The following is a 24417-nucleotide window of genomic DNA, read 5'->3' as shown; positions in this document are numbered from 1 at the left end:
CCCGTACAATGCGGGGCTATTTCAACGTCTTAGGCAATCGACACGGCTAACCATGCGCACCAGTCAATATTTGCTCGCCACCCAAAAAGAAACCCCTGCCGACGCAGTGGTCATCAGCCATCAGCTCATGCTGCGTGCCGGCATGATCCGCAAACTGGCTTCCGGCCTGTACACCTGGCTGCCAATGGGCCTGCGGGTAATGCGCAAGGTCGAGAACGTGGTGCGCGAGGAAATGAACGCCGCCGGCGCTCTTGAAGTGCTCATGCCCAGCATCCAGCCTGCCGAACTGTGGCAGGAGTCCGGCCGCTGGGAGCAGTACGGCCCCGAGCTGCTGCGGGTCAAGGACCGGCATCAGCGCGATTTCTGCGTGGGCCCGACCCACGAAGAGGTCATCACCGACCTGGCACGCAACGAGCTGTCGAGCTACAAGCAGCTGCCTTTGAACATGTACCAGATCCAGACCAAATTCCGCGATGAAATCCGTCCGCGCTTCGGCCTGATGCGTGGCCGCGAGTTCATCATGAAGGACGCCTACTCCTTCCATGCCGACCAGGCTTCCCTGCAGGAAACCTACGACCGCATGCACCAGGCGTACACCAATGTGTTCACCCGTCTGGGGCTGGATTTCCGCCCAGTGCAGGCCGACACCGGTTCCATTGGTGGTAGCTATTCCCATGAATTCCACGTCCTTGCCCAGTCCGGTGAAGACGATGTGATCTTCAGCGACAGCTCCGACTACGCCGCCAACATCGAAAAGGCCGAGGCCGTGCCGCGCGAAACCGTGCGCCCTGCCCCTACCGAAGAACTGCGCCTGGTCGACACGCCCGATGCCAAGACCATCGCCCAACTGGTCGAAAACTTCGGTCTGCCAATCGAAAAGACCGTCAAGACCCTGATCGTACGCGGCGCCGAGGAAGGCAAGCTGGTCGCCCTGATCGTGCGCGGCGATCACGAGCTCAACGAAATCAAGGCCGCGAAGCTGGAACAGGTGGCCGACCCCCTGGTCATGGCCACCGATGCCGAACTGCGCGAGGCCATTGGTGCTGGCGCAGGCTCTTTGGGCCCGCTGAACCTGCCGCTCGAATGCGTGATCGACCGTTCGGTCGCCTTGATGAGCGACTTCGGTATCGGTGCCAACATCGACGACAAGCACTATTTCGGCGTGAACTGGGAGCGTGACTTGCCAGTGCCACAGGTGGCCGACCTGCGCAATGTGGTCGAGGGCGACCCAAGCCCGGATGGCCAGGGCACCCTGGTGATCAAGCGTGGCATCGAAGTGGGTCACATCTTCCAGCTGGGCACCAAGTACAGCGAGGCGCTCAAGTGCCAGGTCCTGGGCGAAAACGGCAAGCCGGTCATGCTGTCCATGGGCTGCTATGGCATTGGCGTGTCCCGCGTGGTGGCCGCGGCCATCGAGCAGAACCACGATGAGAAAGGCATTATCTGGAACGATGCCCTGGCGCCCTTCCAGATCGCCCTGGTACCCCTGCGCTATGAAACCGAAGTGGTTCGCGAAGCCACCGACAAGCTGTATGCCGAGCTGACTGCGGCAGGTTACGAAGTGCTGCTCGACGACCGCGACAAGAAGACCAGCCCCGGCATCAAATTTGCCGACATGGAGCTGATCGGCATTCCGCACCGTATCGTCGTCAGCGATCGCAGCCTGGCCGATGGCAACCTGGAATACAAACACCGTACCGAGCAGGATGCCCAGGTGTTGCCACTCGAAGAAGTGCTGACCTTCCTGCAGGCCCGCGTTCGCCGCTGATAATCAATGCACGAGTGATCATGTCCAAGCGAAGTACCTATAAGCTCAAGGGCGCCGCACTGTGCGGCGTCCTGCTCGTCAGCGGCTGCGCCAACCAGATGCCCCAGCGCAGCGACCACGAGGAGCGCGTCGAGCGCAAACTGCTCGAACACACCCTGCAGATCGACGTTGGCGAGCCGAAGGTGATGGAGCTGCCGCAACGACGTGTGCGCGTGCATGAGCAGAAGCGTTTCGAGGTCACCGAGTTCGAGGTGACGCGCCATTACGACCGCTACACCCCTTACCAACCCTGGCGGGAAATCTACGAGATTCCGCTGGGCGCCGTGGCGGTGGTGGCGGGCGTGGGTGCCAACGTGGTCAACGTCTTCGCCCTGGGCAACCTGCCCCAGAGCATTACCCACGATTGGCTCAGTTATGGCGTGGACGGCCTTAATCCGTTCATGAACGTGCCCTCCAATGGCCGCGCCCAGCAGAACCTCGCAGGCATCAGCGAAGTGCAGAAAGCCAAGCGCGAAGAGGCCACGAGCATGCCGTGGAGCGAGCGCCTGGTGGAGGTCAAGGCCGGCAAGAACACCTATGAGCTGACCACTGACCGCGCGGGCATTCTGCGCCTGAACCTGCTCGACAGCCCCTTCTCGGAGCAGAACCTCAACCACGTCGGCACCTTGCACCTGCAAGTGGTCGATGAGGACAATGCCGTGCGCGGTGATGCCAGTTTGTTGATCAGCGCCACGCTGCGCAACAAGCTGCGTGAAGCTCACGAGCTGATTTTCGACGACCTCGAAGATGATGAGGTGAGCCAGTGGGTGCACCGGGTCGAGCGGCTGTCCGAGCTGGGCCTTGAAGAGGAAGCCAGTGAGTTGGAGCAGAGCCTGATCGAGCTGACGCGCAACGATCCTGAGTTGCAACAGGAGTTCTTGCAGTCCTTGACCAAAGCCACTGGCCGACTGGTTGCCGACCCCGGGCATTGATGGCCGCCTGTGGTTGACCTGCGTTGAACCCGTGGTGGGTTCAACGCCGGCAACTGCTTTTAAAAGGCCTTACGCGCTGCCTGGCCCCATAATGGAAGCCTACATGTCGGCGATAAACCTGAAGTACGCCATGACAGCGGCACTTTCGCGTCTCTCAACACCTTCCTTCAACTGCACGCTATGCCGGCGGGAAAAGCTCCAGCTGTTCATGCGCGCTGCGCAAGTCCCGTAATCTCACCCCTACACCGAGCAATCGAACAGGTTTACCACCGCGCGCGAACGCCTGCGTCACCAGCTGCCGGTAACTGTCCAAGTCCCTGCCGGCGCCTGCCTGCTCAAGGGTGGTCTGGGTGAAGTCATGGAACTTTACCTTGACGAAAGGCTTTTCCGGCCGGTAGGTGCTGTCCATTCGCTCGATGCGCTCGTTCAGGCTCTGCAGCAACTCCGGCAACCGTGCCAGGCAACTGGGCAGGTCCGGCAGGTCGGTGTCGTAGGTATTCTCCACGCTGACCGACTGCCGTCGACTGTCGTTTTGAACCACGCGCTCATCGATACCACGCGCCAGCCCCCACAACCGCTCGCCAAAGGTGCCGAACTCACGTACCAGCGCCAGGCGAGACCAGTCGCGCAACTGCGAGCAGGTCTCGATCCCCAGGCGGGTCAGCTTGTCTGCAGTGACCTTGCCCACACCGTGCAAACGGGTGACCGGCAGCGCCGCCACGAACGCTTCTATTTCATCAGGCTTGATCACGAACAGGCCATTGGGCTTGCGCCAGTCGCTGGCGATCTTGGCCAGAAACTTGTTGGGCGCCACCCCGGCCGAGACGGTGATGTGCAGGGTACGAGCCACGCGCCGACGGATGTCTTCGGCGATGCGTGTAGCGCTGCCGGCATACCATTGGCTTTCGCTGACATCCAGGTAGGCCTCGTCCAACGACAGCGGCTCGATCAGGTCGGTGTAGTCACGAAAGGTGGCATGTATCTCTCGAGAAGCCTCACGGTAAGCCTCGAAGCGAGGTTTGACGATCAGCAGGTCCGGGCACAACTTGAGGGCGTGACGGGACGACATTGCAGAACGCACCCCGTAGGCACGCGCTTCATAGTTGCACGTGGCGATGACCCCACGCCTTTCGGCCGACCCGCCCACTGCCATGGGACGACCTGCAAGACGAGGGTCGTCGCGCATTTCGATGGCGGCATAAAAGCAGTCGCAGTCGACGTGGATGATCTTGCGCAGGGACATGTATGACCATAAGCACTGTAAATTCATACAGATAATAGCGCATGGTTTCAGGTTCAAACAGCATGGGCATGGTTGGGCAGCGCCGGCATTCACTGCATGAGCGCTACCCAAGCCCGCGCTTTACACACCTAAAGGATTGAACAAAAAGGGCTTTTCACACTATTTGCTTGACACTGCATGATAAATCCGTAGAATTCGATTTCACAGGCGCGGGATGGAGCAGNNAGCTCGTCGGGCTCATAACCCGAAGGTCGTCGGTTCAAATCCGGCTCCCGCAACCAGATTCGAGAAAAGGCCACTGTTCACACAGTGGCCTTTTTCTTTGCGCGCGCGAAAAGCAATTCGTAAAAAACCTCGCTAAATCAATGAGTAGCACTTGACACCACCGGCTGAAGCTGTAGAATCCGCCCCACAGACGCGGGATGGAGCAGTCTGGTAGCTCGTCGGGCTCATAACCCGAAGGTCGTCGGTTCAAATCCGGCTCCCGCAACCAAGTTCAAGAAAAGGCCACTGTTAACGCAGTGGCCTTTTTCTTTGCCTGTCAAACGGCAACAGGGTAAGCATGGATGCGCCCTGCTCTGTTCAAGCGTTGGCCTCGCGCTTCATTAAACGCTTGACACCAATGCGCTTCGCTGTAGAATGCGCACCTCTGACGCGGGATGGAGCAGTCTGGTAGCTCGTCGGGCTCATAACCCGAAGGTCGTCGGTTCAAATCCGGCTCCCGCAACCATATTCGTCAGAACAAACCCCGTGCGTAGCGATACGCGCGGGGTTTTTCGTTTCTACCCCCTTACTTGCAAGCGACGCTTGCATGCCTTGGCGCATACCCGATTAGCGGCGGGCGCTACCCTTGCGTGGATGAACTATCTTTAACCCCTGCCGGGCTGTTAAGCGCCCATGGCCGGAGTAATATTGGATACGTTTTCCAAAGGGACTTTCACTTGGCCGCGCCTCTTCTTCACCTCGTGCCTGACGCCCGAGGTAATCCATGACCGCTCAGAACCCTGAACCTTCGGTGCCGCTGGCCACAGCGCTGCCCGGAGCCGTGCAGCGCCTGCCTTTGCTTGAACGGATAAGCCGCTATCGTCAGCCGATTGGGCTGGCGGTGACGCTGGTGCTGTTCACCATGGCCTTGATCGCCTGCCGCCACCTGCTGAGCGAGCTGGACATCTATGCCTTGCACGATGCCATGCTCGAAGTGCCAGTGCAGTCACTGCTTGGCGCGCTGCTGGCGACCGTGATCGGTTTCGTGATCCTGCTGGGCTACGAGTGGTCGGCCAGCCGCTACGCTGGGGTCAAGCTGCCTGCGCGAACGTTGGTACTGGGTGGTTTCAGCGCCTTTGCCATCGGCAATGCCATCGGCCTGTCCATGCTATCCGGCGGTTCGGTGCGCTACCGCCTGTATGCACGCCAAGGCGTGGGCGCGGGCGAAGTCGCACGCATGACGGTCTTCGCCAGCCTTTCACTCGGTTGTGCTTTGCCACCGCTTGCGGCATTGGCCACCCTGAGCAATCTGCCTGCCGCCTCGACTGCCCTGCGGTTGCCGCAGGGCTTGCTGGCTGGCGTTGCGGTTGCCGTCCTGGCCGCTTGCGCCTTGTTGGCAGTTGGCCTGTATCGCAAGCGGTTGGCCGAGCAGCCAGTGCCTGACAACCTGTTGGTGCAACTGGGCCGGCGCACGCTGCGACTGCCCGGCGCACGGCTGACTGGCCTGCAACTGCTGATCACGGCCCTGGACGTGGCCGCCGCGGCCACCGTGCTCTACCTGCTGCTGCCCGAAGCGCCCCCCTTTGGCGCCTTCGTACTGGTCTACCTACTGGCGCTGGCCGCGGGTGTGCTCAGCCATGTGCCCGGTGGTGTTGGGGTGTTCGAGGCCATCCTGCTGGCCGCGTTCGCCAACCAATTGGGCGCTGCGCCGCTGGCAGCCGCATTGCTGTTGTACCGCATCATCTATGTGGTGCTGCCGCTTCTGCTGGCCTGCGTCCTGCTATTGGCCAACGAAGCCCGGCGTCTGCTGTTCGCGCGGCAGGCCATGAAGGCTGCCTCTGGGCTGGCAGCGCCTATCCTGGCCATCATGGTCTTCCTCTCGGGGGTGGTATTGCTGTTTTCCGGCGCCACGCCCGAGATCGATACCCGCCTTGAGCACATGGGCTTTCTGATCCCCCATCGGCTGATCGATGCCTCCCACTTCGGCGCCAGCCTGATCGGCGTGCTGTGCCTGTTGCTGGCCCAAGGCCTGCGCCGGCGCCTGTCGGCCGCGTGGCTGCTGACCACGGTGCTGCTGCTGGTGGGGGCATTGCTCTCGCTGCTCAAGGGCTTCGACTGGGAAGAGGCCTGCCTGCTGACGTTCACGGCCGCGCTCCTGGCCTTGTTCCGCCGCTCGTTCTACCGGCCCAGCCGCTTGATGGAACTGCCGTTCTCGCCAGTGTATCTGGTGGCCAGTGCCTGCGCGGTGGGCGCCTCGGTGTGGCTGCTGTTGTTCGCCTACCAGGATGTGCCCTACAGCCATCAGCTGTGGTGGCAGTTCACCCTGGACGCCGATGCCCCCCGTGGCCTGCGTGCGGCGATGGGCAGTGCCTTGCTGCTGGCAGCGCTGGCGCTGACCTGGTTGCTGCGCACCGCACCGCCGGTGATCCACCTGCCCGATGAAGCCGAACTGCAACGGGCTCACCGTATTCTGCAGGCGTCCGACCAGCCTGATGGCGGCCTGGCCCTGACCGGCGACAAGGCGCTGCTGTTCCATCCCCGGGACAACGCGTTTCTGATGTATGCCCGCCGTGGTCGTAGTCTGGTTGCGCTGTACGATCCGATCGGGCCGGCCCAGGAGCGTGCCGAGATGATCTGGCAGTTCCGCGACCTGTGCGACCTGCACCATGCTCGACCAGTGTTTTACCAGGTGCGCGCGGAGAACCTGCCGTTCTACATGGACATCGGCCTGACTGCCCTGAAGCTGGGCGAGGAAGCCCGTGTCGACCTGCGCCGCTTCGACCTCGATGCCAAAGGCAAGGAAATGAAGGACCTGCGCTACACGTGGAACCGAGGCGGCCGTGACGGGCTGAGCCTGGAAATCCATGAGCCAGGCCATGCGCCGCTGGCTGAGCTCAAGGAAATTTCCGATGCATGGCTCAGTGGCAAGAACGTTCGCGAAAAGGGCTTTTCGCTGGGCCGTTTCAGCCCGGATTACCTGCAGCACTTCCGTATCGCCCTGATTCGCTTCCAAGGCCGCCCCGTGGCCTTTGCCAACCTGCTCGAGACCCACAGCAACGAGCTGGCCAGCCTCGACCTGATGCGTGCACACCCGGAGGCCCCCAAGCTGACCATGGAGTTCATGATGATTGGCTTGATCCTGCATTACAAAAGCCATGATTACGGCCGGTTCAGCCTGGGCATGGTACCGCTGTCGGGGCTGCAACCACGGCGCGGTGCGCCCTTGACCCAGCGTCTGGGCTCGATGGTGTTCCGCCGTGGCGAGCAACTCTACAACTTCCAGGGGCTGCGCCGGTTCAAGGACAAGTTCCAGCCTGACTGGGAACCTCGCTACATGGCCGTGCCTGCCGGGCTCGACCCGCTGGTGGCACTGGCCGACACTGCCGCCCTGATTGCCGGCGGCTTGACTGGATTGGTGAAACGCTGATGACCCGACGCTTTTGGCTTTACCCGTGGATCACCCTGCTGCTGGCCGCCCTGGCCGGCGCCACGGCGTTCTGGTTCTGGACGCGGCCGGCCCCTGAGGCACAGCTTGAGCAACTTCAAATCAACGATGCCAGCATCACCCGCGTTACCCCAGGGGTGCACCCCACCGCCTGGGTGGCGATCGGCGTGCCACAGGACCAGGCCCTGACCCACAAGCAGTTGCTGGACCTTGGCCAGGCGGCCGAAGCGCAATTGGTGCAAGTGGTGCTGCCTGCCGGTGATTGCGCCAAGCAGCAGCAAGCCATGGACACGGCCCTGGCGCAGTTGCCGAGCAAACCGACCCTGGTCGCCGGCATTGGCCCGGGTGCCACCCAAGCCTGGCGCTGGCTGGCCAGCCAGAACGACGACAAGGCCCGGGCAATTTCCGTGGGCTTTACGGTCGAGCAGCCAGGGTGTCAGGTACCGCTGCCAAAGACCGCGCCCCACGGCCACTGGAGCGTGGCGTGGAACGATAATCCGGACGATGCCAGTGCGGCCTTCGTGCGTGACCAGAACAATGCCGAAACCAGCATCAGCGACTATGACATCCACCTGCCGCAAGTGCTCAAGGCACAGCTGACCCAGGCCTTGGTGGGCCAGGATGGCAACGCACTGGCGATTCCCGTGGTTGAGGTCCCTGCCGGTCAAACCACCGATACCGTCACGCTGTTCTTGTCCGGCGACGGCGGCTGGCGCGACCTGGACCGCGACGTGGCCGGGGAGATGGCCAAGCTGGGCTATCCGGTGGTGGGCATCGATACCCTGCGCTACTACTGGCAACACAAGACACCGGAGCAAAGTGCTGCCGACCTGTCCGAACTGATGCACCACTATCGGCAGAAGTGGGGGACCAAGCGTTTCGTCCTGACGGGGTACTCGTTCGGTGCTGACGTACTGCCTGCCATCTACAACCGCCTGCCGGCTGAAGACCAGCAACGGGTGGACGCTGTCATGCTGCTGGCCTTTGCCCGCAGCGGCAGCTTCGAGATCGAAGTCGAAGGCTGGCTGGGCAAGGAAGGTCAAGAGGCGCCCACTGGACCTGAGATGGCCAAGCTGCCGGCTGCGAAAGTGGTGTGCGTATACGGGGTGGAAGAAAGCGACGAAAGCGGTTGCACCGACAAGACCGCCGTGGGCGAGCGTCTGAAACTGCCGGGCGGGCACCACTTCGATGAAAACTACCCTGCCCTGGCCAAGCGGCTGATCGATGAGATCGAGACCCGTCAGGGCAAGTCGAGTGTGGCCGAGCAGAATTGAGGGTTGGGGTAAGGACAGCAGTCACTGGGGTCAGGTCGAGCGGGTGGCTCTGATAGCGCGAATCAGGGGTTACCCTGCCCCCCTGCATGACCTCATGCCGCGTTAAGCTGCGCAGCAGCCCTTAGATTTCAGCTTCGCAGCGTATATTGCCGGGGCCGCGCTGCGGCCCATCGCGGCACAAGGGCCGCTCCTACCCGGAAATCTGCTAGCTGTCAGGGGCGGTGCCAGACAGTTGCTCCTACAAAGCCCTGTGAAGCTACTGACTCAGGCGTTACGCGGTCAGTGTCAGAACGGCCTCGCCGGGGCGCCGGACCGGCCGCGATGGGCTGCGCACCAGCCCCAGTATCTGCGCATCGCCGCAAACATCACTAGGCCCCAGGGGAATGCCCTCAGCGCCTCCCCTGCCCTTTTCAGATCTCGACCTGAGTACCCAACTCGATTACCCGATTGAGCGGCAGGTTGAAGAACCTCAAATTGCCGTTGGCATTCTTCAGCAAGAACGCGAACAGGTTGCCTCGCCAGCGCGACATGCCTTCGAGCCTGGACGCGATCACGGTTTCGCGGCTCAGGAAATAGGTGGTGCGCATGGGCGTGAAGTCCAGCTCGTCCAGGTGGCAGAGTTTCAGCGCCGCCGGCACGTCCGGCTCATCCATGAAGCCGAAATGCAGGACCACCCTGAAGAAGCCATCGCCATAGGCCTCCACCTCGAATCGCTCCTGCTCTGGCACGCGAGGTCGATCTTCGCTGAGCACCGTCAGCAACACGACCTGGCTGTGCAGCACCTGGTTGTGCAGCATGTTGTGCAGCAACGCATGGGGAACGGCGTCCGAGCGGGCGGTGAGAAACACGGCCGTGCCCTCCACCCGGTGCGGCGGCTGGATGCGGATACTGCTGATGAACAGCGGCAGTGGCAGCGCCCCTTCGTCTATACGTTCGACGAGAATTTGCTTGCCACGTTTCCAGGTGCTCATCAGCAGGAACAGCACACCGCCTGCCAGCACAGGGAAGGCCCCGCCCTGGACGATCTTCGGAACGTTGGCGGCGAAAAACAGCCCGTCAACGAACAGAAAGCCCAGCAAGAGGGGCACGGCCAGGATCGGCGGCCATTTCCACAGCAACAACATCACCGCCGCCACCAGAATGGTCGTCATCAACATTGTGCCGGTGACGGCCACGCCATAGGCTGCGGCCAAAGCGCCCGAGGACTCGAAGCCGATCACCAGCAGCACCACGCCCACCATCAACGTCCAGTTGACTGCCGCCACGTAGATTTGCCCTTGCTCGTCACTGGAGGTGTGCTGGATGTGCATACGCGGGATGTAGCCCAACTGGATGGCCTGTCGGGTGAGCGAGAAGGCGCCGGATATTACCGCTTGCGACGCAATCACGGTGGCCAGGGTGGCAAGGCCGACCAGCGGCAGCAAGGCCCAGCTGGGCGCCAGCAGGTAGAACGGGTTGCGCGCAGCCTCGGGGTTTTGCAGCAGCATGGCGCCCTGGCCAAAGTAGTTGAGCACCAGTGCCGGCAGCACCAGGGCGAACCAGGCCCGTGCGATCGGCTTGCGGCCAAAGTGCCCCATGTCGGCATAGAGCGCCTCGGCACCGGTCAGCGCCAGCACCACCGCGCCGAGGATGGCCACGCCCATGCCGGGATGGACGATGAAGAAGTTGACCGCCCAACCGGGGTTGAAGGCGCGGAGCACTTCGGGCGTCTGTGCGATGCCATGGACCCCCAGCGCGGCCAGCACCACGAACCATAGAACCATGACCGGGCCGAACAGCTTGCCGATTTTCTCGGTGCCGTGGCGCTGCACCAGAAACAGTGCCACCAACACCACCAGCGACACCGGCACCACCCAATGGTCGATACCATCGAAGGCCAGGCCCAGGCCCTCGACGGCCGAGAGCACCGAGACTGCCGGGGTGATCATGCTGTCGCCATAGAACAGCGAGGCGCCGATCAAACCGCAGATCACCATCAGGGTGCGCAGGCGCGGATACGCAGCCGTGGCACGCCGCGCCAGCGCGGTCAGGGCCATGGTGCCGCCCTCCCCCTGGTTGTCGGCACGCAGGATGAACACCACGTACTTGAATGACACCACCCACAGCAGCGACCAGAGGATCAACGACAGGATTCCCAGCACACCGTCGTGGTTGACCTGCACCCCATAACCGCCCGTGAACACTTCCTTCAGGGTATACAGCGGGCTGGTGCCGATATCGCCATAAACCACCCCGACCGCCGCCACCAGCAGGCCCAGCGACCGGGTCGCCCCCTGCTTCGCTGCGTGCCCGCCCTCGGCGTGACTGCTTGCCTGAACCATCGACCACTCCCGCAAAAGGCCCTCAGGGCCACTGTTGTCAGCGTGCATGCCAGTTCGCCCATCCGGGCCTGGCGTAACGGCGCGAAGCATAGCGCAGCGTTCGTCGTATTTCTGCTGGTCAATCGATCCATCGCTCGCTAGAATTGCGCACTTTTTGATCAGAGGCGCCAAAAGCGCCCGTCAAGGTCGCCCCCGATCAACGCTGGGCGACCTGTATTCAACGCCGAGGTTAGTCATGTCCACCACGCCCGCCACCCCCAAGGTCGGTTTCGTCAGCTTGGGTTGTCCCAAAGCCCTGGTCGATTCCGAGCGCATCCTCACCCAGTTGCGCATGGAAGGCTATGAAGTCGTGCCAACGTACGAGGATGCCGACGTGGTGGTGGTCAACACCTGCGGTTTCATTGACAGCGCCAAGGCCGAATCGCTTGAAGTGATCGGTGAAGCCATCAAGGAAAACGGCAAGGTGATCGTCACCGGCTGCATGGGTGTCGAGGAAGGCAGCATTCGCGATGTGCACCCAAGCGTGCTTTCGGTGACCGGCCCGCAGCAGTACGAGCAGGTGGTCAACGCCGTGCACGAAGTGGTGCCGCCGCGTCAGGACCACAACCCGCTGATCGACCTGGTGCCGCCGCAAGGGGTCAAGCTGACGCCGCGCCACTATGCCTACCTGAAGATTTCCGAAGGCTGTAACCACAGCTGCAGCTTCTGCATCATTCCGTCGATGCGTGGCAAGCTGGTCAGCCGCCCGGTGGGCGACGTGCTGAGCGAGGCCGAGCGCCTGGTCAAGGCCGGGGTCAAGGAAATCCTGGTGATTTCCCAGGACACCAGCGCCTACGGCGTAGACGTCAAGTACAAGACCGACTTCTGGAACGGCCGCCCGGTCAAGACCCGCATGCTCGAGTTGTGTGAGGCCCTGAGCAGCCTGGGTGCGTGGGTGCGCCTGCACTATGTGTATCCGTACCCCAATGTCGACGATGTGATCCCATTGATGGCTGCCGGCAAGATCCTGCCGTACCTGGACATTCCGTTCCAGCACGCCAGCCCCAAGGTGCTCAAGTCGATGAAGCGCCCGGCCTTCGAAGACCGGACCCTGGCCCGCATCAAGCAGTGGCGCGAGCAGTGCCCGGAGCTGGTCATTCGTTCGACCTTCATCGTCGGCTTCCCAGGCGAAACCGAGGAAGACTTCCAGTACCTGCTGGACTGGCTGACCGAGGCCCAACTCGACCGCGTGGGCTGCTTCCAGTACTCGCCTGTCGAAGGTGCCCCGGCCAACGACCTGGGCTTGGCCGACGTCCCGGACGACGTCAAACAGGATCGCTGGGACCGCTTCATGGCGCACCAGCAGGCCATCAGCGCCGCCCGCCTGCAGATGCGCATCGGCAAGGAAATCGACGTGCTCATCGACGAGGTCGAAGAGCAAGGCTCGGTGGGCCGCAGTTTCTTCGACGCGCCAGAAATCGACGGCAGTGTCTTCATCGATGGCAACCACGGCTTCAAGCCTGGCGACAAGGTACGTTGCCGCGTGGTGGACGCCGACGAATACGACATGTGGGCAGAGCCCATCTGACAGGGCGCCCTGCCTGCCTCCTGTCGCAGTGGCGCGGCCCGCCCCGGGTCGCGCCCTCCTCCAGCATCTATCCTTGTTTTGACGGCCACTGGAGCAAGGACCCGATGCGCACCTTCTCGACCCTGGAAACGCCTCACCTGAGCGACTACCCCAGGCTGGTCAGCGTATGGGAAGACGCGGTACGTGCGACGCACGCCTTTATGCCCGAACCCTACATCGTGCTGCTGCGCGACAAGGTGCTGCGGCGGTATCTGGACGCGGTGATGCTGGTCTGTGCCCGTGGGCCTGATCGCAGCATCCAGGGTTTCATCGGCGTGGCAGGCGGGCGCATCGACATGTTGTTCGTGGACCCGCAGTGGCATGGCCGAGGTATCGGCAAACAATTGCTGCAGCATGCGGTGCAGGCGTTGGACGCCCTGACCCTCGACGTCAACGAGCAGAACACCCAGGCGCTGGGCTTTTATCTGCACCAGGGCTTTGAGATCGTGGGCCGTTCGCCCAAGGACGGTCTGGGCCAACCGTATCCCTTGCTGCACATGCGCAGGCACAGCGCGGCCTGATTGACACAGATTCCCGCCCCTCGCCCGGCGGGAAGGGTACAATGCAGCCTTTCTTTGCCTTTGCGAATCGTCGTCATGTCCGAACCCGTCCGTCTGTCCAAACGCCTTGTCGAGCAGCTTGGCTGTTCCCGCCGCGAGGCTGAGTTGTATATCGAAGGAGGCTGGGTGACGGTCGACGGCGTGGTGGTCGAGCAACCGCAGTTCAAGGTCGAGCAGCAGCACGTCGAGCTGCTGCCCGGCGCGCGCGCCGAGAGCCTGGAGCCGGTCACGCTGCTGCTCCACCAAGGCGCGGGCATGGACAACGAAACTGCCCGGCTTGGCCTGAACATGACCAGCCTCAGCGAGGCCCATCGCGAAGGCGTGCGCCCCTTGCACGGGCATTTCACCCGCCAGGCCTGTGTAGCACCGTTGGAACCGGGTGCCAGCGGCTTGCAGGTGTTTACCCAGGACTGGCGGGTAACCCGCAAGATCAACGCCGACCTGCGCAAGCTTGAACAGGAGTTCGTGGTCCAGGTGCGCGGTGAAGCCAGTGCCCAGATGCTCGAGCGCCTGGCACGCGGTGTGACCCGCAATGACCGCGAATTGCCCAAGGCCAAGGCCAGCTGGCAGAACGAAACCCATTTGCGCCTGGTGCTGAAAAACCCGCAACCCGGCCAGATTTCCGAACTGTGCGCCTACCTGCGCCTGGAGTTGCTGGGCATGCGCCGCATACGCCTGGGCGGTGTTTCGATGGGCAAGCTGGCGCTGGGCCAATGGCGCTACCTGATGGGCACTGAACGTTTCTAAGTGAGAGGCCGTGCGATTACGTGCGGCACGAGAACAGGATTTTGCAGCAATGAACCACAATGACGTCCTGCGCAGCCTGCGCTACATGTTGAAAGTCAATGACGCCAAGATGGCCGAGATCATCGGTTTGACCGGCCTGGACGTGAACCCTGTCGTCCTGGCGACCTATGTGAAGAAAGAAGAAGAGGAAGGCTTTGTGCGCTGCCCGGACCGGGTCATGGCGCACTTTCTCGACGGCCTGGTCATCTACCGTCGCGGCAAGGATGAAAGCCGTCCGGCACAACCTGTCGAACTGCCGGTTACCAACAACCAGATCCTGAAGAAGCTGCGAGTGGCTTTCGAACTGAAAGAGGACGACCTGCACGCCATCTTGAAATCGGTCGATTTCCCCGTCAGCAAACCTGAGCTCAGCGCACTGTTTCGCAAGGCCGGCCATGACAACTACCGCCCGTGCGGCGACCAGTTGCTGCGCAACTTCCTGAAGGGCCTGACCCAGCGCGTGCACGGCTGAATGGTCATGCAGCATACGGTGGCGCCGGTGGGGATCGTGCGCTCCTGTTTCAAGGAGAAGTTCGCCATTCCGCGCCAGCCGCAACTGGCGCCGGCCGCACGCGGTGTGCTGGAGCTACTGCCCCCGTTCGACCAAGCCGAGGCAGTCGAAGGGCTGGAACAGGTCAGCCACGTCTGGCTGCTGTTTCTGTTCCACCAGGCCCTGGAAGAAAAACCCAGGCTCAAAGTGCGCCCACCGCGCCTGGGGGGCAACAAGAGCATGGGTGTGTTCGCCACTCGCGCCACCCACCGGCCCAACGGCATCGGCCAGTCGGTGGTGCGGCTGGAGGGCGTTGAACCTGGCCGCTTGCTGTTGTCAGGCATCGACCTGCTCGACGGCACGCCGGTGCTGGACATCAAGCCCTACGTACCCTATGCCGACAGTGTCGAGGGTGCCCATAACCACATGGCCAGCGGTGCGCCAGTGGCCATTACCGTGCAGTGGGCCGACAGCGCCCTGCCCCAGGCCCGCGAGCATGCGTTGCGCCTGGGCGAGCCCCTGGTGGCATTGATCGAGCAATGCTTGGCGCAAGACCCACGGCCAGCCTATCAGGTGCCTGTGGCCGAACGGGTGTATGGGGTCAAATTCTGGGATGTGCAGGTCAGGTGGCATTATCCGCAGACGGATGTGATCCGCGTGCTGGAGGTGGTGCTGGCTTGAAGGTGCAATAGCGCTGCATCTGGGGGGTTGTGCTGTCGCCATCTGGCTCAAGTACCAACAGCCGCCCATGAAAAAGGCGACCCGCCGGGTCGCCTTTTTTCGTACCGTTACGCTGTAATCAACGTGCTGGACCTTCGGCAACGCCCAGGTCGTCGGTCGGACGGGTGTCGATCAGCGGACCGCCACCCGAAGCCAACTCCGACGCCAGCTTGTCGTTGTCCATCTCGTTGACCCACTTGGCTACGACCACGGTGGCAACGGCGTTGCCCACCAGGTTGGTCAAGGCACGCGCTTCGGACATGAAGCGGTCGATGCCCAGGATCAGCGCCAGGCCGGCAACCGGCAAGTGGCCCACGGCAGACAGCGTGGCCGCCAGCACGATGAAGCCCGAACCGGTAACGCCAGCGGCACCTTTGGAGGCGACCAGCAGCACCAGCAGCAGGGTGATCTGGTGGGTGATGTCCATCGGGGTGTCGGTAGCCTGGGCGATGAACACCGCAGCCATGGTCAGGTAGATCGAGGTGCCGTCCAGGTTGAACGAGTAACCGGTCGGAATGACCAGGCCTACCACGGACTTCTTGGCACCCAGGCGTTCCATCTTGGCCAGCATGCGTGGCAGCGCGGACTCGGACGAGGACGTGCCCAGCACGATCAGCAGCTCTTCACGGATGTAGCGGATCAGCTTGAGTACGCTGAAACCGTGGGCGCGGCAGATGCCACCAAGCACCACCAGCACGAACAGCAGGCAGGTGATGTAGAAGCACGCCATCAGGTAACCCAGCTGCACCAGCGAGCCCACGCCGTACTGGCCGATGGTGAAGGCCATGGCGCCGAAGGCACCGATCGGGGCCAGCTTCATGATCATGTTGATGATGTTGAACATGACATGGGCGAAGCGATCGATCATGTCCAGGAACGGCTTGCCGTAGCTGCCCAGGCGGTGCAGGGCGAAGCCGAACAGCACCGAGAACATCAGTACTTGCAGGATGTCGCCGTTGGCGAAGGCACCGACCACGGTGTTGGGGATGACGTTGAGCAGGAAGCCTACGGTGGTCTGCTGCGCGCCAGCGGCGGCATAGGCAGCCACGCTGCTGGCATTGAGGGTGCTGACGTCGATGTGCATGCCCGCGCCGGGCTTGACCACGTTGACGACCACCAGGCCGATGATCAGCGCGATGGTGGAGACGATTTCAAAATACAGCAACGCATAGCCGCCCGTCTTGCCGACGGATTTCATGCTCTGCATGCCGGCGATACCGCTGACCACGGTGCAGAAGATGATCGGTGCGATGACCATCTTGATCAGTTTGACGAAGCCATCACCCAAGGGTTTGAGGGCAACGCCCGTTTCCGGGTAGTAATGGCCGAGCAGAATACCGATGGTGATGGCAACCAACACCTGGACATACAGGGATTTGTAAAGCGGCTGACGTGTCGTCATGGCTGTTTTTCCTCAAGTGTGCCGCGCCACCCTGTTCCAGGGGTGCAGCACCTGAATCGCTAACCCTCCTGCACTTGGAGGGATTTGTCGTTGTGGTAGAGCTGCCTTCGCAGGCCTCTGCCAATAGCGATAGCAAGGGTGATGCCAAAATGCCCAAACCGGGTGCAGGCAGGGCTATTGCTGGCTTTCCATGCCCAACGTCGGGGCGAAACGTGAGGAAGGGTGGCGGGTTTCCGCCCGCTGGCGGAATTGGAGCGGCCCAGATGGCGGAAAACCGCCTGGGCTCATTCCAGATTGAAGGTGATACGGAAGGCGGCGCCGCCAAGCGCCGAGTCATCCAGGCTAAGTTCGGCATCGTAGCTGTCGATGATGTCCTTCACCACAGCCAGGCCGATGCCTTGCCCCGGGTGCTGACTGTCCAACCGCTCACCACGCTCCAGAATGCGCTGGCGCTGGTTGGCGGGCACGCCTGGACCGTCATCTTCGATACAGAGCGTGAGCCGTCCAGCTTCTCTGAACAGGCTGACCCTTATCTGGCCCAGGCTCAGGCGGTAGGCGTTTTCCAGGAGGTTACCCAGCAGTTCGAGCAATGCGCCCTGCTCCATGGGTACCCGCGCCTGGTCCGGCACCTGCAAGGTCACGTCCACGTGTTTATCGCGGTAGACCTTGGCCAGCGTGCTACACAGGCTGTCGAGCAAGGGGCGTAGCACCACGCTATGACGCACCAGGCCACTCTTGCGCAGGCTGGCCCGTTGCAGTTGATAGTCGATCTGCTGGCTCATGCGTTCGATCTGGCTCTGCAAGACCCTGGCCTGCTCCCGTTCACCGTTGTGCTGCTGCAGGCTTTCGCCCACCCCCTGCAACACGGCCAAGGGCGTCTTCAGGCTGTGCGCCAGGTCGTCCAGCGAATCCCGGTAGCGCTGGCGTTGCTCGCGCTCGCTTTGCAGCAGGCGGTTCAGCGAACCGGTCAGGCGCAGCAGTTCGCGGGGGTGGTGTGTGCTCAGGCCGTCCCGCGCGCCGGATTCCAGATCGTCGAGCTCGCGGCTAAGGCGGCGTAGCGAGCGCAACCCCCAGGTCAACCCGGCCCAGAGCAGCGCCAGCAGTGCCAGCAAGGCAGCCCCGAAGCCCAGGTAGAGTTTTTCACGCAGGCCATCGAGGGTGCGCTGATAGTCGCGCACCGGCTGCAGGGCCACGATGCTGAAGGCGGCACTCTTGCCGCCCAGCAGCTTAATCTCGACGTCATAAACGAAGAACTCCTCGCCATTGGCCTGGTGGATGCGTGCGAACTCGTTTCCGCGGCCATCGTAGCGAGGCTGATAGTTGATGTTCTGCGCCGCCGTGGCCCGGGACTGCCAGACCAGTTGGCCAGCGCGGTCGAAGATGTACCCCAGCAGACCGGTATAGGGCAGGTTGAAACGTTCGTCCGGCAACAACGCCGGCATCTGCAACTGCCCGTTTTCGATACGCGCCGCCGAAATCAGCGTGGTCACGTCCGAAGCCAGGCGTTGTTCGATCGACTCCTGCAAGGCAAGGCTGAAGGCTTTCTGCAAAGCTGGCAGCAGCGCCAGCATGAACAGCACCGCCAACACGGCAGCGGCCAGCATCAGGCGCACACGCAGGGATCGAATCATCGGCAGCGCTCGGTGAACAGGTAGCCAAGCCCGCGCACGGTATCGATGGGCTTGAAGCCGCACTCGCCTTCGAGCTTGCGCCGCAAGCGCCCGATGAGCACTTCGATGACGTTTGGATCACGCTCTTCATCGCCAGGGTAGAGTTGCTCCATCAGGCGATCCTTGGCCACCACCTGCTGGTGATGACGCATCAGGTACTCGAGGATGCGGTATTCGTAGGCAGTCAGGCCCAGTGGCTGCTCGTCGAGCGTCGCCTGCTTGCGATTGAGGTCAAGGACCAACGGGCCGGCGGCGATGGTTGACTGGGTGAAGCCGCTGGAGCGGCGCAGCAGCGCATTGAGGCGCGCCTCGAGTTCTTCGAACTGGAACGGCTTGACCAGGTAGTCGTCGGCGCCAGCGGCCAGCCCTTCGACCTTGTCCTGCCAGTTGCCGCGGGCCGTGAGGATGAGGATGGGGAAGGTCTTGGCCTGGTTGCGCAGGCGCGTGATCAGCTCCAGGCCACTGATGCCCGGCAGCCCCAGGTCGACCACCGCCAGGTCGAAGTGGTACTGCTCGGCCTGGTACAACGCCTCCTCGGCATTGGCGACCGCCTCGACCACGTGGCCACTTTCCCCCAGGCGGGTATAGAGGTGATGGCGAAGCAAGGCTTCGTCCTCGACCACCAGCAGTTTCATGTGCAGCTCCTTGATGGATGTGCCTGTACGGTGCCCAATGCTGAAAAGCCAGCCCCACCGCGTGCGCCCACCGGCCTGATGGCCCAGCATGGCACTGGTTGGAGCTGGCTTGCCAGACCCGGGTCGCTACAGGATAACGCGACGGGCAGGTCAGAACTTGTAGGAAGCCGCCAGATAGGTCTGCGCGCTGCTGCTCAGGCGCAATGTGCCGGCCTTCGGCGCGCCGTGGGGGCTGACCTCGGTGGCGGCATTGGTGCGCAGGTAGCGGTAGCCCAGTTCGACCGAGGCCTTGTCGGTGATGTCCTGGATGACGCCTGCCTGCAGGCCGTAGGCATAACCGTAGTCGGTGTCGCGGCTCAGGCCTGGCGATTCCTGGGACAGCTTGGTCATGCCGAGGGTGCCGCCGCCGAACAGCTTGGTGGTATCGCCTACGGGCAGGAACAGGTCATAGCTGCCCAGCAGGTTTTCCTGGCGAAGTTTCAAGCCGCTGTGGTCACCGGAAACGTTGTCGTAGGTCATGTAGTAGCGACCCTGGTCATTGATGCGCCCCAGGCGCACGCCCCAGGTACCGTCCTTGGCGATGACGCCGTCGGTGTTGAGGTGGTCGGTGTTGCGTTGCAGCAGGCCTGACTTGCGAACCTTGTCGCTGGTCTGGCCGTAGGTGAGGCTGGCGAAGTTTTCGTCGGCCGCCTGGGCGCTGGTCATGCCAGCGGCGCAGACGGCTACGGCGGCAAGCAGGGTATTGAATGTTTTCATGGTGAGGTTACTCCAGTCGAGTGCGCTGTTGAGGTCTGGAAGCTAGAGTAAGCAGGGCACACTGAACCTCGACTGAACCCTTGCTGAACATTGACTGAACGAACCGATTGCAATCCAGGAGTAGTCACCATGCGCGCCTTGCTGGCCTTGACCTTGATGTGTACTGCCGCCTTTGCCCAGGCGGCGGTACAGACCCGCGAGATCCCCTACCAGGATGCCGACGGCAACCGGCTGGTCGGCTATTACGCTTATGACGACGCCGTTACCGGCAAGCGGCCAGGCATCGTCGTGGTGCATGAGTGGTGGGGGCTCAATGACTACGCCAAACGACGCGCCCGGGACTTGGCAGCGCTGGGTTACAACGCCCTGGCCATCGACATGTACGGTGACGGCAAGCACACCGAGCACCCTCAGGACGCCCAGGCGTTCATGGCGGCAGCACTCAAGGACCCCAAGGCTGCTGCCAGGCGCTTCGACGCCGGGCTGGAATTGCTCAAGTTGCAGCCCAACACCAACAAGCATGACCTGGGCGCTGTGGGGTACTGCTTTGGCGGCAAGGTGGTACTCGATGCCGCCAGGCGCGGCGAGAAGCTCGACGGTGTGGTGAGTTTCCATGGCGCCCTGGCTACCACTACACCCGCAAAGCCTGGGGTGGTGAGGGCGGCAATTCTGGTGGAGCACGGCGCAGCGGACAGCATGGTGACCGCCGAACAGGTGCAGGCCTTCAAGGCGGAGATGGACGCGGCGAAGGTGAATTACCGTTTCGTCAGCCTCGACGGGGCCAAGCACGGGTTCACCAACCCTGATGCCGACCGCCTGAGCCATGGCGCTCACGGCGGGCCGGACATTGGTTATGACAAGGCGGCCGACGAACGCTCCTGGGCAGACATGCAGGCGTTTTTCAAGCAGGTGTTCAATGAGTGATCACGCGGGGCAGCCATGCTGGGACGCCAGCGATCACCGTAATAGGTAGGCAACAGTGGGCGCGTTTTCATGCTTGCGTTGAAAACTGCGCCCATGTGCCGGGCTGTATCGCCCTGCCCCTCCCGCAACCCCTGCTCAGCTGGCACAATAGCGCGCATGACGACCCTTCCTGCCTGCTGTACCTCGCTTCGGCAACACTGGCCCTTGCCCCGTCCCTTGCCTGGTGCGGTACTGGTCAGTTGCGCCTTCGACCCCACAAGCGTGGCCCCGGACGACTTCGCGCGTGCTGGCATCGTGCCCAGTGCGGGCCTGCAACGTTCAGTTGCCAAGCGCCAGGCTGAATACATCGCCGGGCGGGTATGCGCGCGCGCGGCGTTGCAGCAGTTGGACGGCCGGCACTACGTGCCCACCACCCACGAAGACCGCTCCCCCATCTGGCCTGCTGGCATTCGGGGCTCGATTACCCACGGTAAAGGCTGGGCGGCGGCGGTGGTTGCCGCCCAAGGCAGCTGCCGCGGGCTAGGGTTGGACCAGGAAGCGCTGCTCGATGACGAGCGCGCCGAGCGTTTGATGGGCGAGATCCTGACACCGATGGAGCTGGAGCGTCTGGACCACCGGCAGTTGGGCCTGGCCGTGACCCTGACCTTCTCGCTGAAGGAAAGCCTGTTCAAGACGCTCTACCCCCTGACTGGCCAGCGCTTTTACTTCGAACATGCCGAGCTGCTCGAATGGTCCGCTGACGGGCTGGCCACGCTGCGCCTGCTCACCGACCTGTCCGCCCAATGGCGCAAGGGCGTCCAATTGCAGGCGCAATTCTGCCTGCAGGATGGCCACTTGCTGAGCCTGGTTAGCGCCTGAAGCCTACAACGGCGCCTGTTGTCGTGGCCAGGCAAGGCTGAAACAGGCGCCACCCAGGGCCGTGCCGTGGCCTACCGTGGCGCGGCCTGCGTGCCAATAGATGATACGGCGCACGATCGACAAACCCAGGCCATGGCCACCGGAGGCTCGGGTGCGGCTGTCATCCAGGCGCATGAAAGGCGTGAAGATGCGGTCCCAGACCCCTTCCGGGATGCCCGGCCCGTCATCTTCCACATTGATACGGCACACGTGCGGGCCTAGCTGATAACTCACGCGCACTTCGTGCTCGGCGTGGCGCAGGGCATTGCTCACCAGGTTCTGCACGGCGCGGTGCAGGTAGCGGGGCTCTGCCTCGACCCAGGCGGTCTCGCCTTCGACGCCCTGGCAATCGCCCCGCAACAAGCGTATGTCGCGACGCAACGGGGCCAGTTCGGCAATGACCTGATCGAGCAAGGCATCCAGGTCGATACGCTGGAACGTCAGGGCCGGGGCGCCTTGCTCGAGGCGCGCGTAGGTGAGCATTTCGTCCACCAGCTTGTCCAGGTCCTGGATGTCGCCGTCCATGCCGGCAAGGTGCTTGGCGCGTGCCTGCTCGGTGGCGGCGCTTTCGACCATTTCCAGGCCAAAACGCAAGCGGGCCACGGGGGTGCGCAGCTCGTGCGACACGGCACGTACCAGCTCGCGCTGCATGGACAGCGAGCGCTGCAAGTGCTCGGCCATGCCATTGAATGCCGCTGCCAGGCGCCCGATCGAATCGGCATCGCCTGCCGGTACACGCGTGTCCAGGCTGCCTTGGGCGATGCCCGCCGCGGCCCGCGCCAGGCCGGAAACGCGCCGCTCCAATTGGCGCACCAGCAGGTAGACCACCAGGCCAATGAGGCTCAAACCAACCAGGGTGATCAACACCAGCAACTGGGGTGGGTAGGGGTTGAGCTGGTGCAAGGGGCCGATCTCCAGCACCCACGGCGAGCCGGAGAGCCCAGCGAACACGCGTATGGAATCGCCATCCATGCCCAGCGCCATCACCGTGTCACCCTCCTCCACCCGGCGCCGCTGATCATCATCCAGGCTGGCCCGCTCGATACGCTGCAAGGCAACCCCAAACCCGAAGCCCTTGTCGTGCTTGATCTGCTCCAGGCGCTGCTGCTGTTCGGTCACCGGGTAACGCACCAGCTCGTCGGCCAGTAGATACAGGGTAGCGCGCGCCAGTTGCTCGCTGATCTGCCTGACCTGGGCGACCAGCAGCAGGTCCTGCTGCCCTACCCTGCGCAACACCCGAGCTGCATGCGGGCCGGTCTTCTCGACCACGACGAGGCTGCGGTACAGACGTGCGCGTTGTGCGCCATCGAGGGCGAAGGCCGACATGGGCTGCAACTGCAGCGGCACCCCCAGCAGCCGCCCCCACAGCAGCAGGGAACGCTTGCGCTCGGTGTCGCTCTGCACGGCCAGGTTATCGGCCATGAGGCTGAACGTGCCTTGCGCCAGGCCCTCGCGGTGCTGGGCGGCGCGTACTTCGTTGACCAGGTGCAGGCTGAGCACCCCCAGCAGCGCCACCAGTACCAGGACCGCCAGCATGCCGCCATAGATGCGCAGGAAAATGGAATTCACGGGCATTGGCCCACGAACAGATAGCCTTTGCTGCGCAGGGTCTTGATCAGCCGGGGCTGGATAGGGTCGTCGCCGATGCGAGGGCGGATACGGGAAATGCGTATGTCGATGGAGCGGTCCTGGCCGTCATAGCCCACACCGCGCAGCGCCGTGGAGATCTGCTCGCGGGTCAGCACCTTGCCAGCGTTGCTGGCCAGCAGCCAAAGCAGGTCGAATTCGGCGCCGGTAAGCTCGATCTGCCGATCGCCAAGCCACGCCTCACGCACCCGGCTGTCGATGCGCAGCGCGCCGAAGGTCAGGTCCTGGCGTTTGCCCGCAGGCGCCTCGCTGCGACGCAACAAGGCCTGGATGCGCGCCAGCAACAGCCGGGGGCGTACGGGCTTGCACACGTAGTCGTCTGCGCCAATGTCCAGTCCTTGCACCTGATCCAGCTCGTCGGTGCGCGCCGTGAGCATCAGGATGGGCCCAGGGTACTGGCTGCGCACGCGCCGACAGATGCTCATGCCATCTTCGCCCGGCAACATCACATCCAGCATGACCAGGTCCGGCTGGGTGTCGATGATGCGTCGCGCTGCGCGAGCGCCATCGCCCTCGACACTGACCGCGTACCCTTGGGCGCTCAGGTACTCGGCAGTCAGTTCGGCCAGACGCTGGTCGTCTTCGACGATGAGGATGCGCGGCAGCGTTGGATCCATGGCGTAGGGCCTGTTGGTGTTGTTTTTCCCTGGATAGTACGACCAGGACCCTGCCGAGCCAACCCACTTGGGTGGTTCTGTGGACAATGATCCGGGTGCGTCGGCGGCCCCTGAAAAAAACTGCCCAGCGGCAAGCAGACGCAGAAAAACACTTCAAACCAGTGGGCACAAGGCCTACAGCGAATACTCACGTTTCACTCACAAAGTACCCACAAGATATCCACAGCCGCTCGCCTTGCAAACACCCCCATACCGCATTATCTTGTATCGCGATCGCGACGAACCACTAGATATAGGGGTTCGCGCAAAATCACTTACAAAAGTCAACCCGCAAAATCATCGGATTTTTCGGCTGAACTTACGGTGGTTTCAGCAGCCAAACCGCTCCTGCGGAGGCGACCGAGGCAAGCCCTGTCAGGGCCTTGTTCGGGCATGGGTGAACCAGGCGAGCCTGGCACTCATCAGCAACGGATTCCGGCAA

19 protein-coding genes and 3 tRNA genes are annotated in these 24417 nt (G+C 62.8%); 14 read left to right on the top strand and 8 right to left on the bottom strand.

Annotated features, from left to right (window positions below; translation table 11 throughout):
- Positions 1–52 precede the first annotated feature (52 nt).
- Together B2S33_RS08080 and B2S33_RS08075 are read left to right on the top strand one after the other, a co-directional pair.
- Positions 53–1768, top strand: a complete 1716-nt coding sequence (locus B2S33_RS08080) for a proline--tRNA ligase (RefSeq protein WP_027914208.1) — start codon at positions 53–55, stop codon at positions 1766–1768.
- Between the two features lie 20 nt (positions 1769–1788).
- Positions 1789–2739 (top strand): hypothetical protein, encoded by a 951-nt coding sequence (locus tag B2S33_RS08075; RefSeq protein WP_288650132.1) that lies wholly within the window; start codon positions 1789–1791, stop codon positions 2737–2739.
- A 178-nt stretch (positions 2740–2917) separates the two neighbouring features.
- On the opposite strand, the gene dinB is transcribed toward B2S33_RS08075, so the two are convergent.
- The gene (gene dinB, locus B2S33_RS08070) at positions 2918–3982 is read right to left on the bottom strand and encodes a DNA polymerase IV (RefSeq protein WP_288650131.1); all 1065 of its coding nucleotides are present in this window, start codon (positions 3980–3982) and stop codon (positions 2918–2920) included.
- A gap of 208 nt (positions 3983–4190) precedes the next feature.
- On the opposite strand from dinB, the gene B2S33_RS08065 reads away from it, so the two are divergent.
- The 5 genes from B2S33_RS08065 (at position 4191) to B2S33_RS08045 (ending at position 8905) form a co-directional block, all read left to right on the top strand.
- A tRNA-Met gene (locus B2S33_RS08065) sits at positions 4191–4263 on the top strand.
- A 135-nt stretch (positions 4264–4398) separates the two neighbouring features.
- Positions 4399–4475, top strand: a tRNA-Met gene (locus B2S33_RS08060).
- A gap of 160 nt (positions 4476–4635) precedes the next feature.
- A tRNA-Met gene (locus tag B2S33_RS08055) sits at positions 4636–4712 on the top strand.
- Between the two features lie 258 nt (positions 4713–4970).
- A complete protein-coding gene (mprF, locus tag B2S33_RS08050; protein WP_027914205.1) occupies positions 4971–7613 on the top strand; it encodes a bifunctional lysylphosphatidylglycerol flippase/synthetase MprF in 2643 nt (880 codons plus the stop codon).
- Positions 7613–8905 carry a virulence factor family protein gene (locus tag B2S33_RS08045; protein WP_288650130.1) on the top strand — a complete coding sequence of 431 codons (1293 nt, stop codon included), beginning with the start codon at positions 7613–7615 and terminating at the stop codon, positions 8903–8905. The genes mprF and B2S33_RS08045 overlap by 1 nt, the downstream gene beginning before the upstream one ends.
- 410 nt (positions 8906–9315) lie before the next feature.
- Here the strand turns inward: B2S33_RS08045 and B2S33_RS08040 are convergent, their stop codons facing one another.
- Positions 9316–11226: a potassium transporter Kup gene (locus tag B2S33_RS08040; protein WP_027914203.1), complete on the bottom strand. Its 1911-nt coding sequence runs from the start codon at positions 11224–11226 to the stop codon at positions 9316–9318.
- Positions 11227–11461: 235 nt separating this feature from the next.
- On the opposite strand from B2S33_RS08040, the gene rimO reads away from it, so the two are divergent.
- The 5 genes from rimO (at position 11462) to tsaA (ending at position 15349) form a co-directional block, all read left to right on the top strand.
- A complete protein-coding gene (gene rimO, locus B2S33_RS08035; RefSeq protein WP_023536322.1) occupies positions 11462–12793 on the top strand; it encodes a 30S ribosomal protein S12 methylthiotransferase RimO in 1332 nt (443 codons plus the stop codon).
- Between the two features lie 104 nt (positions 12794–12897).
- A complete protein-coding gene (locus B2S33_RS08030; RefSeq protein ID WP_111475395.1) occupies positions 12898–13353 on the top strand; it encodes a GNAT family N-acetyltransferase in 456 nt (151 codons plus the stop codon).
- Between the two features lie 75 nt (positions 13354–13428).
- On the top strand, positions 13429–14139 hold the full coding sequence (locus B2S33_RS08025) for an rRNA pseudouridine synthase (RefSeq protein WP_023536258.1): 711 nt from the start codon (positions 13429–13431) through the stop codon (positions 14137–14139).
- A 49-nt stretch (positions 14140–14188) separates the two neighbouring features.
- The gene (locus B2S33_RS08020; protein WP_027914201.1) at positions 14189–14650 is read left to right on the top strand and encodes a DUF1456 family protein; all 462 of its coding nucleotides are present in this window, start codon (positions 14189–14191) and stop codon (positions 14648–14650) included.
- Between the two features lie 6 nt (positions 14651–14656).
- Positions 14657–15349: a tRNA (N6-threonylcarbamoyladenosine(37)-N6)-methyltransferase TrmO gene (tsaA, locus tag B2S33_RS08015; protein WP_027914200.1), complete on the top strand. Its 693-nt coding sequence runs from the start codon at positions 14657–14659 to the stop codon at positions 15347–15349.
- A 118-nt stretch (positions 15350–15467) separates the two neighbouring features.
- Here the strand turns inward: tsaA and B2S33_RS08010 are convergent, their stop codons facing one another.
- From B2S33_RS08010 to B2S33_RS07995, 4 genes are all read right to left on the bottom strand, one after another.
- Positions 15468–16790: a dicarboxylate/amino acid:cation symporter gene (locus tag B2S33_RS08010; RefSeq protein WP_027914199.1), complete on the bottom strand. Its 1323-nt coding sequence runs from the start codon at positions 16788–16790 to the stop codon at positions 15468–15470.
- Between the two features lie 284 nt (positions 16791–17074).
- Complete coding sequence (locus B2S33_RS08005) at positions 17075–18421, bottom strand: ATP-binding protein (protein ID WP_028687377.1); 1347 nt, start codon at positions 18419–18421, stop codon at positions 17075–17077.
- A complete protein-coding gene (locus tag B2S33_RS08000; RefSeq protein WP_023536231.1) occupies positions 18418–19095 on the bottom strand; it encodes a response regulator in 678 nt (225 codons plus the stop codon). Before B2S33_RS08000 ends, B2S33_RS08005 begins: the two co-directional genes overlap by 4 nt.
- 150 nt (positions 19096–19245) lie before the next feature.
- Positions 19246–19851 carry an outer membrane beta-barrel protein gene (locus tag B2S33_RS07995; RefSeq protein WP_023536250.1) on the bottom strand — a complete coding sequence of 202 codons (606 nt, stop codon included), beginning with the start codon at positions 19849–19851 and terminating at the stop codon, positions 19246–19248.
- A gap of 129 nt (positions 19852–19980) precedes the next feature.
- On the opposite strand from B2S33_RS07995, the gene B2S33_RS07990 reads away from it, so the two are divergent.
- A complete protein-coding gene (locus B2S33_RS07990) occupies positions 19981–20775 on the top strand; it encodes a dienelactone hydrolase family protein (protein WP_027914197.1) in 795 nt (264 codons plus the stop codon).
- Positions 20776–20931: 156 nt separating this feature from the next.
- A complete protein-coding gene (locus tag B2S33_RS07985) occupies positions 20932–21633 on the top strand; it encodes a 4'-phosphopantetheinyl transferase family protein (RefSeq protein ID WP_088523111.1) in 702 nt (233 codons plus the stop codon).
- A 3-nt stretch (positions 21634–21636) separates the two neighbouring features.
- Here B2S33_RS07985 and B2S33_RS07980 read toward each other — a convergent pair whose 3' ends face one another.
- Entirely contained in the window at positions 21637–23247 is a 1611-nt protein-coding gene (locus tag B2S33_RS07980; protein WP_033694988.1) for an ATP-binding protein, read from the bottom strand.
- Positions 23238–23936, bottom strand: a complete 699-nt coding sequence (locus B2S33_RS07975; protein WP_049696439.1) for a response regulator transcription factor — start codon at positions 23934–23936, stop codon at positions 23238–23240. Before B2S33_RS07975 ends, B2S33_RS07980 begins: the two co-directional genes overlap by 10 nt.
- Positions 23937–24417: the final 481 nt, after the last annotated feature.

The organism is Pseudomonas sp. UBA5568 (assembly GCF_002425525.1).
Taxonomy (GTDB): Bacteria; Pseudomonadota; Gammaproteobacteria; order Pseudomonadales; family Pseudomonadaceae; genus Aquipseudomonas; species Aquipseudomonas fulva.
This window is presented reverse-complemented; position numbering and strand designations above follow the sequence as displayed.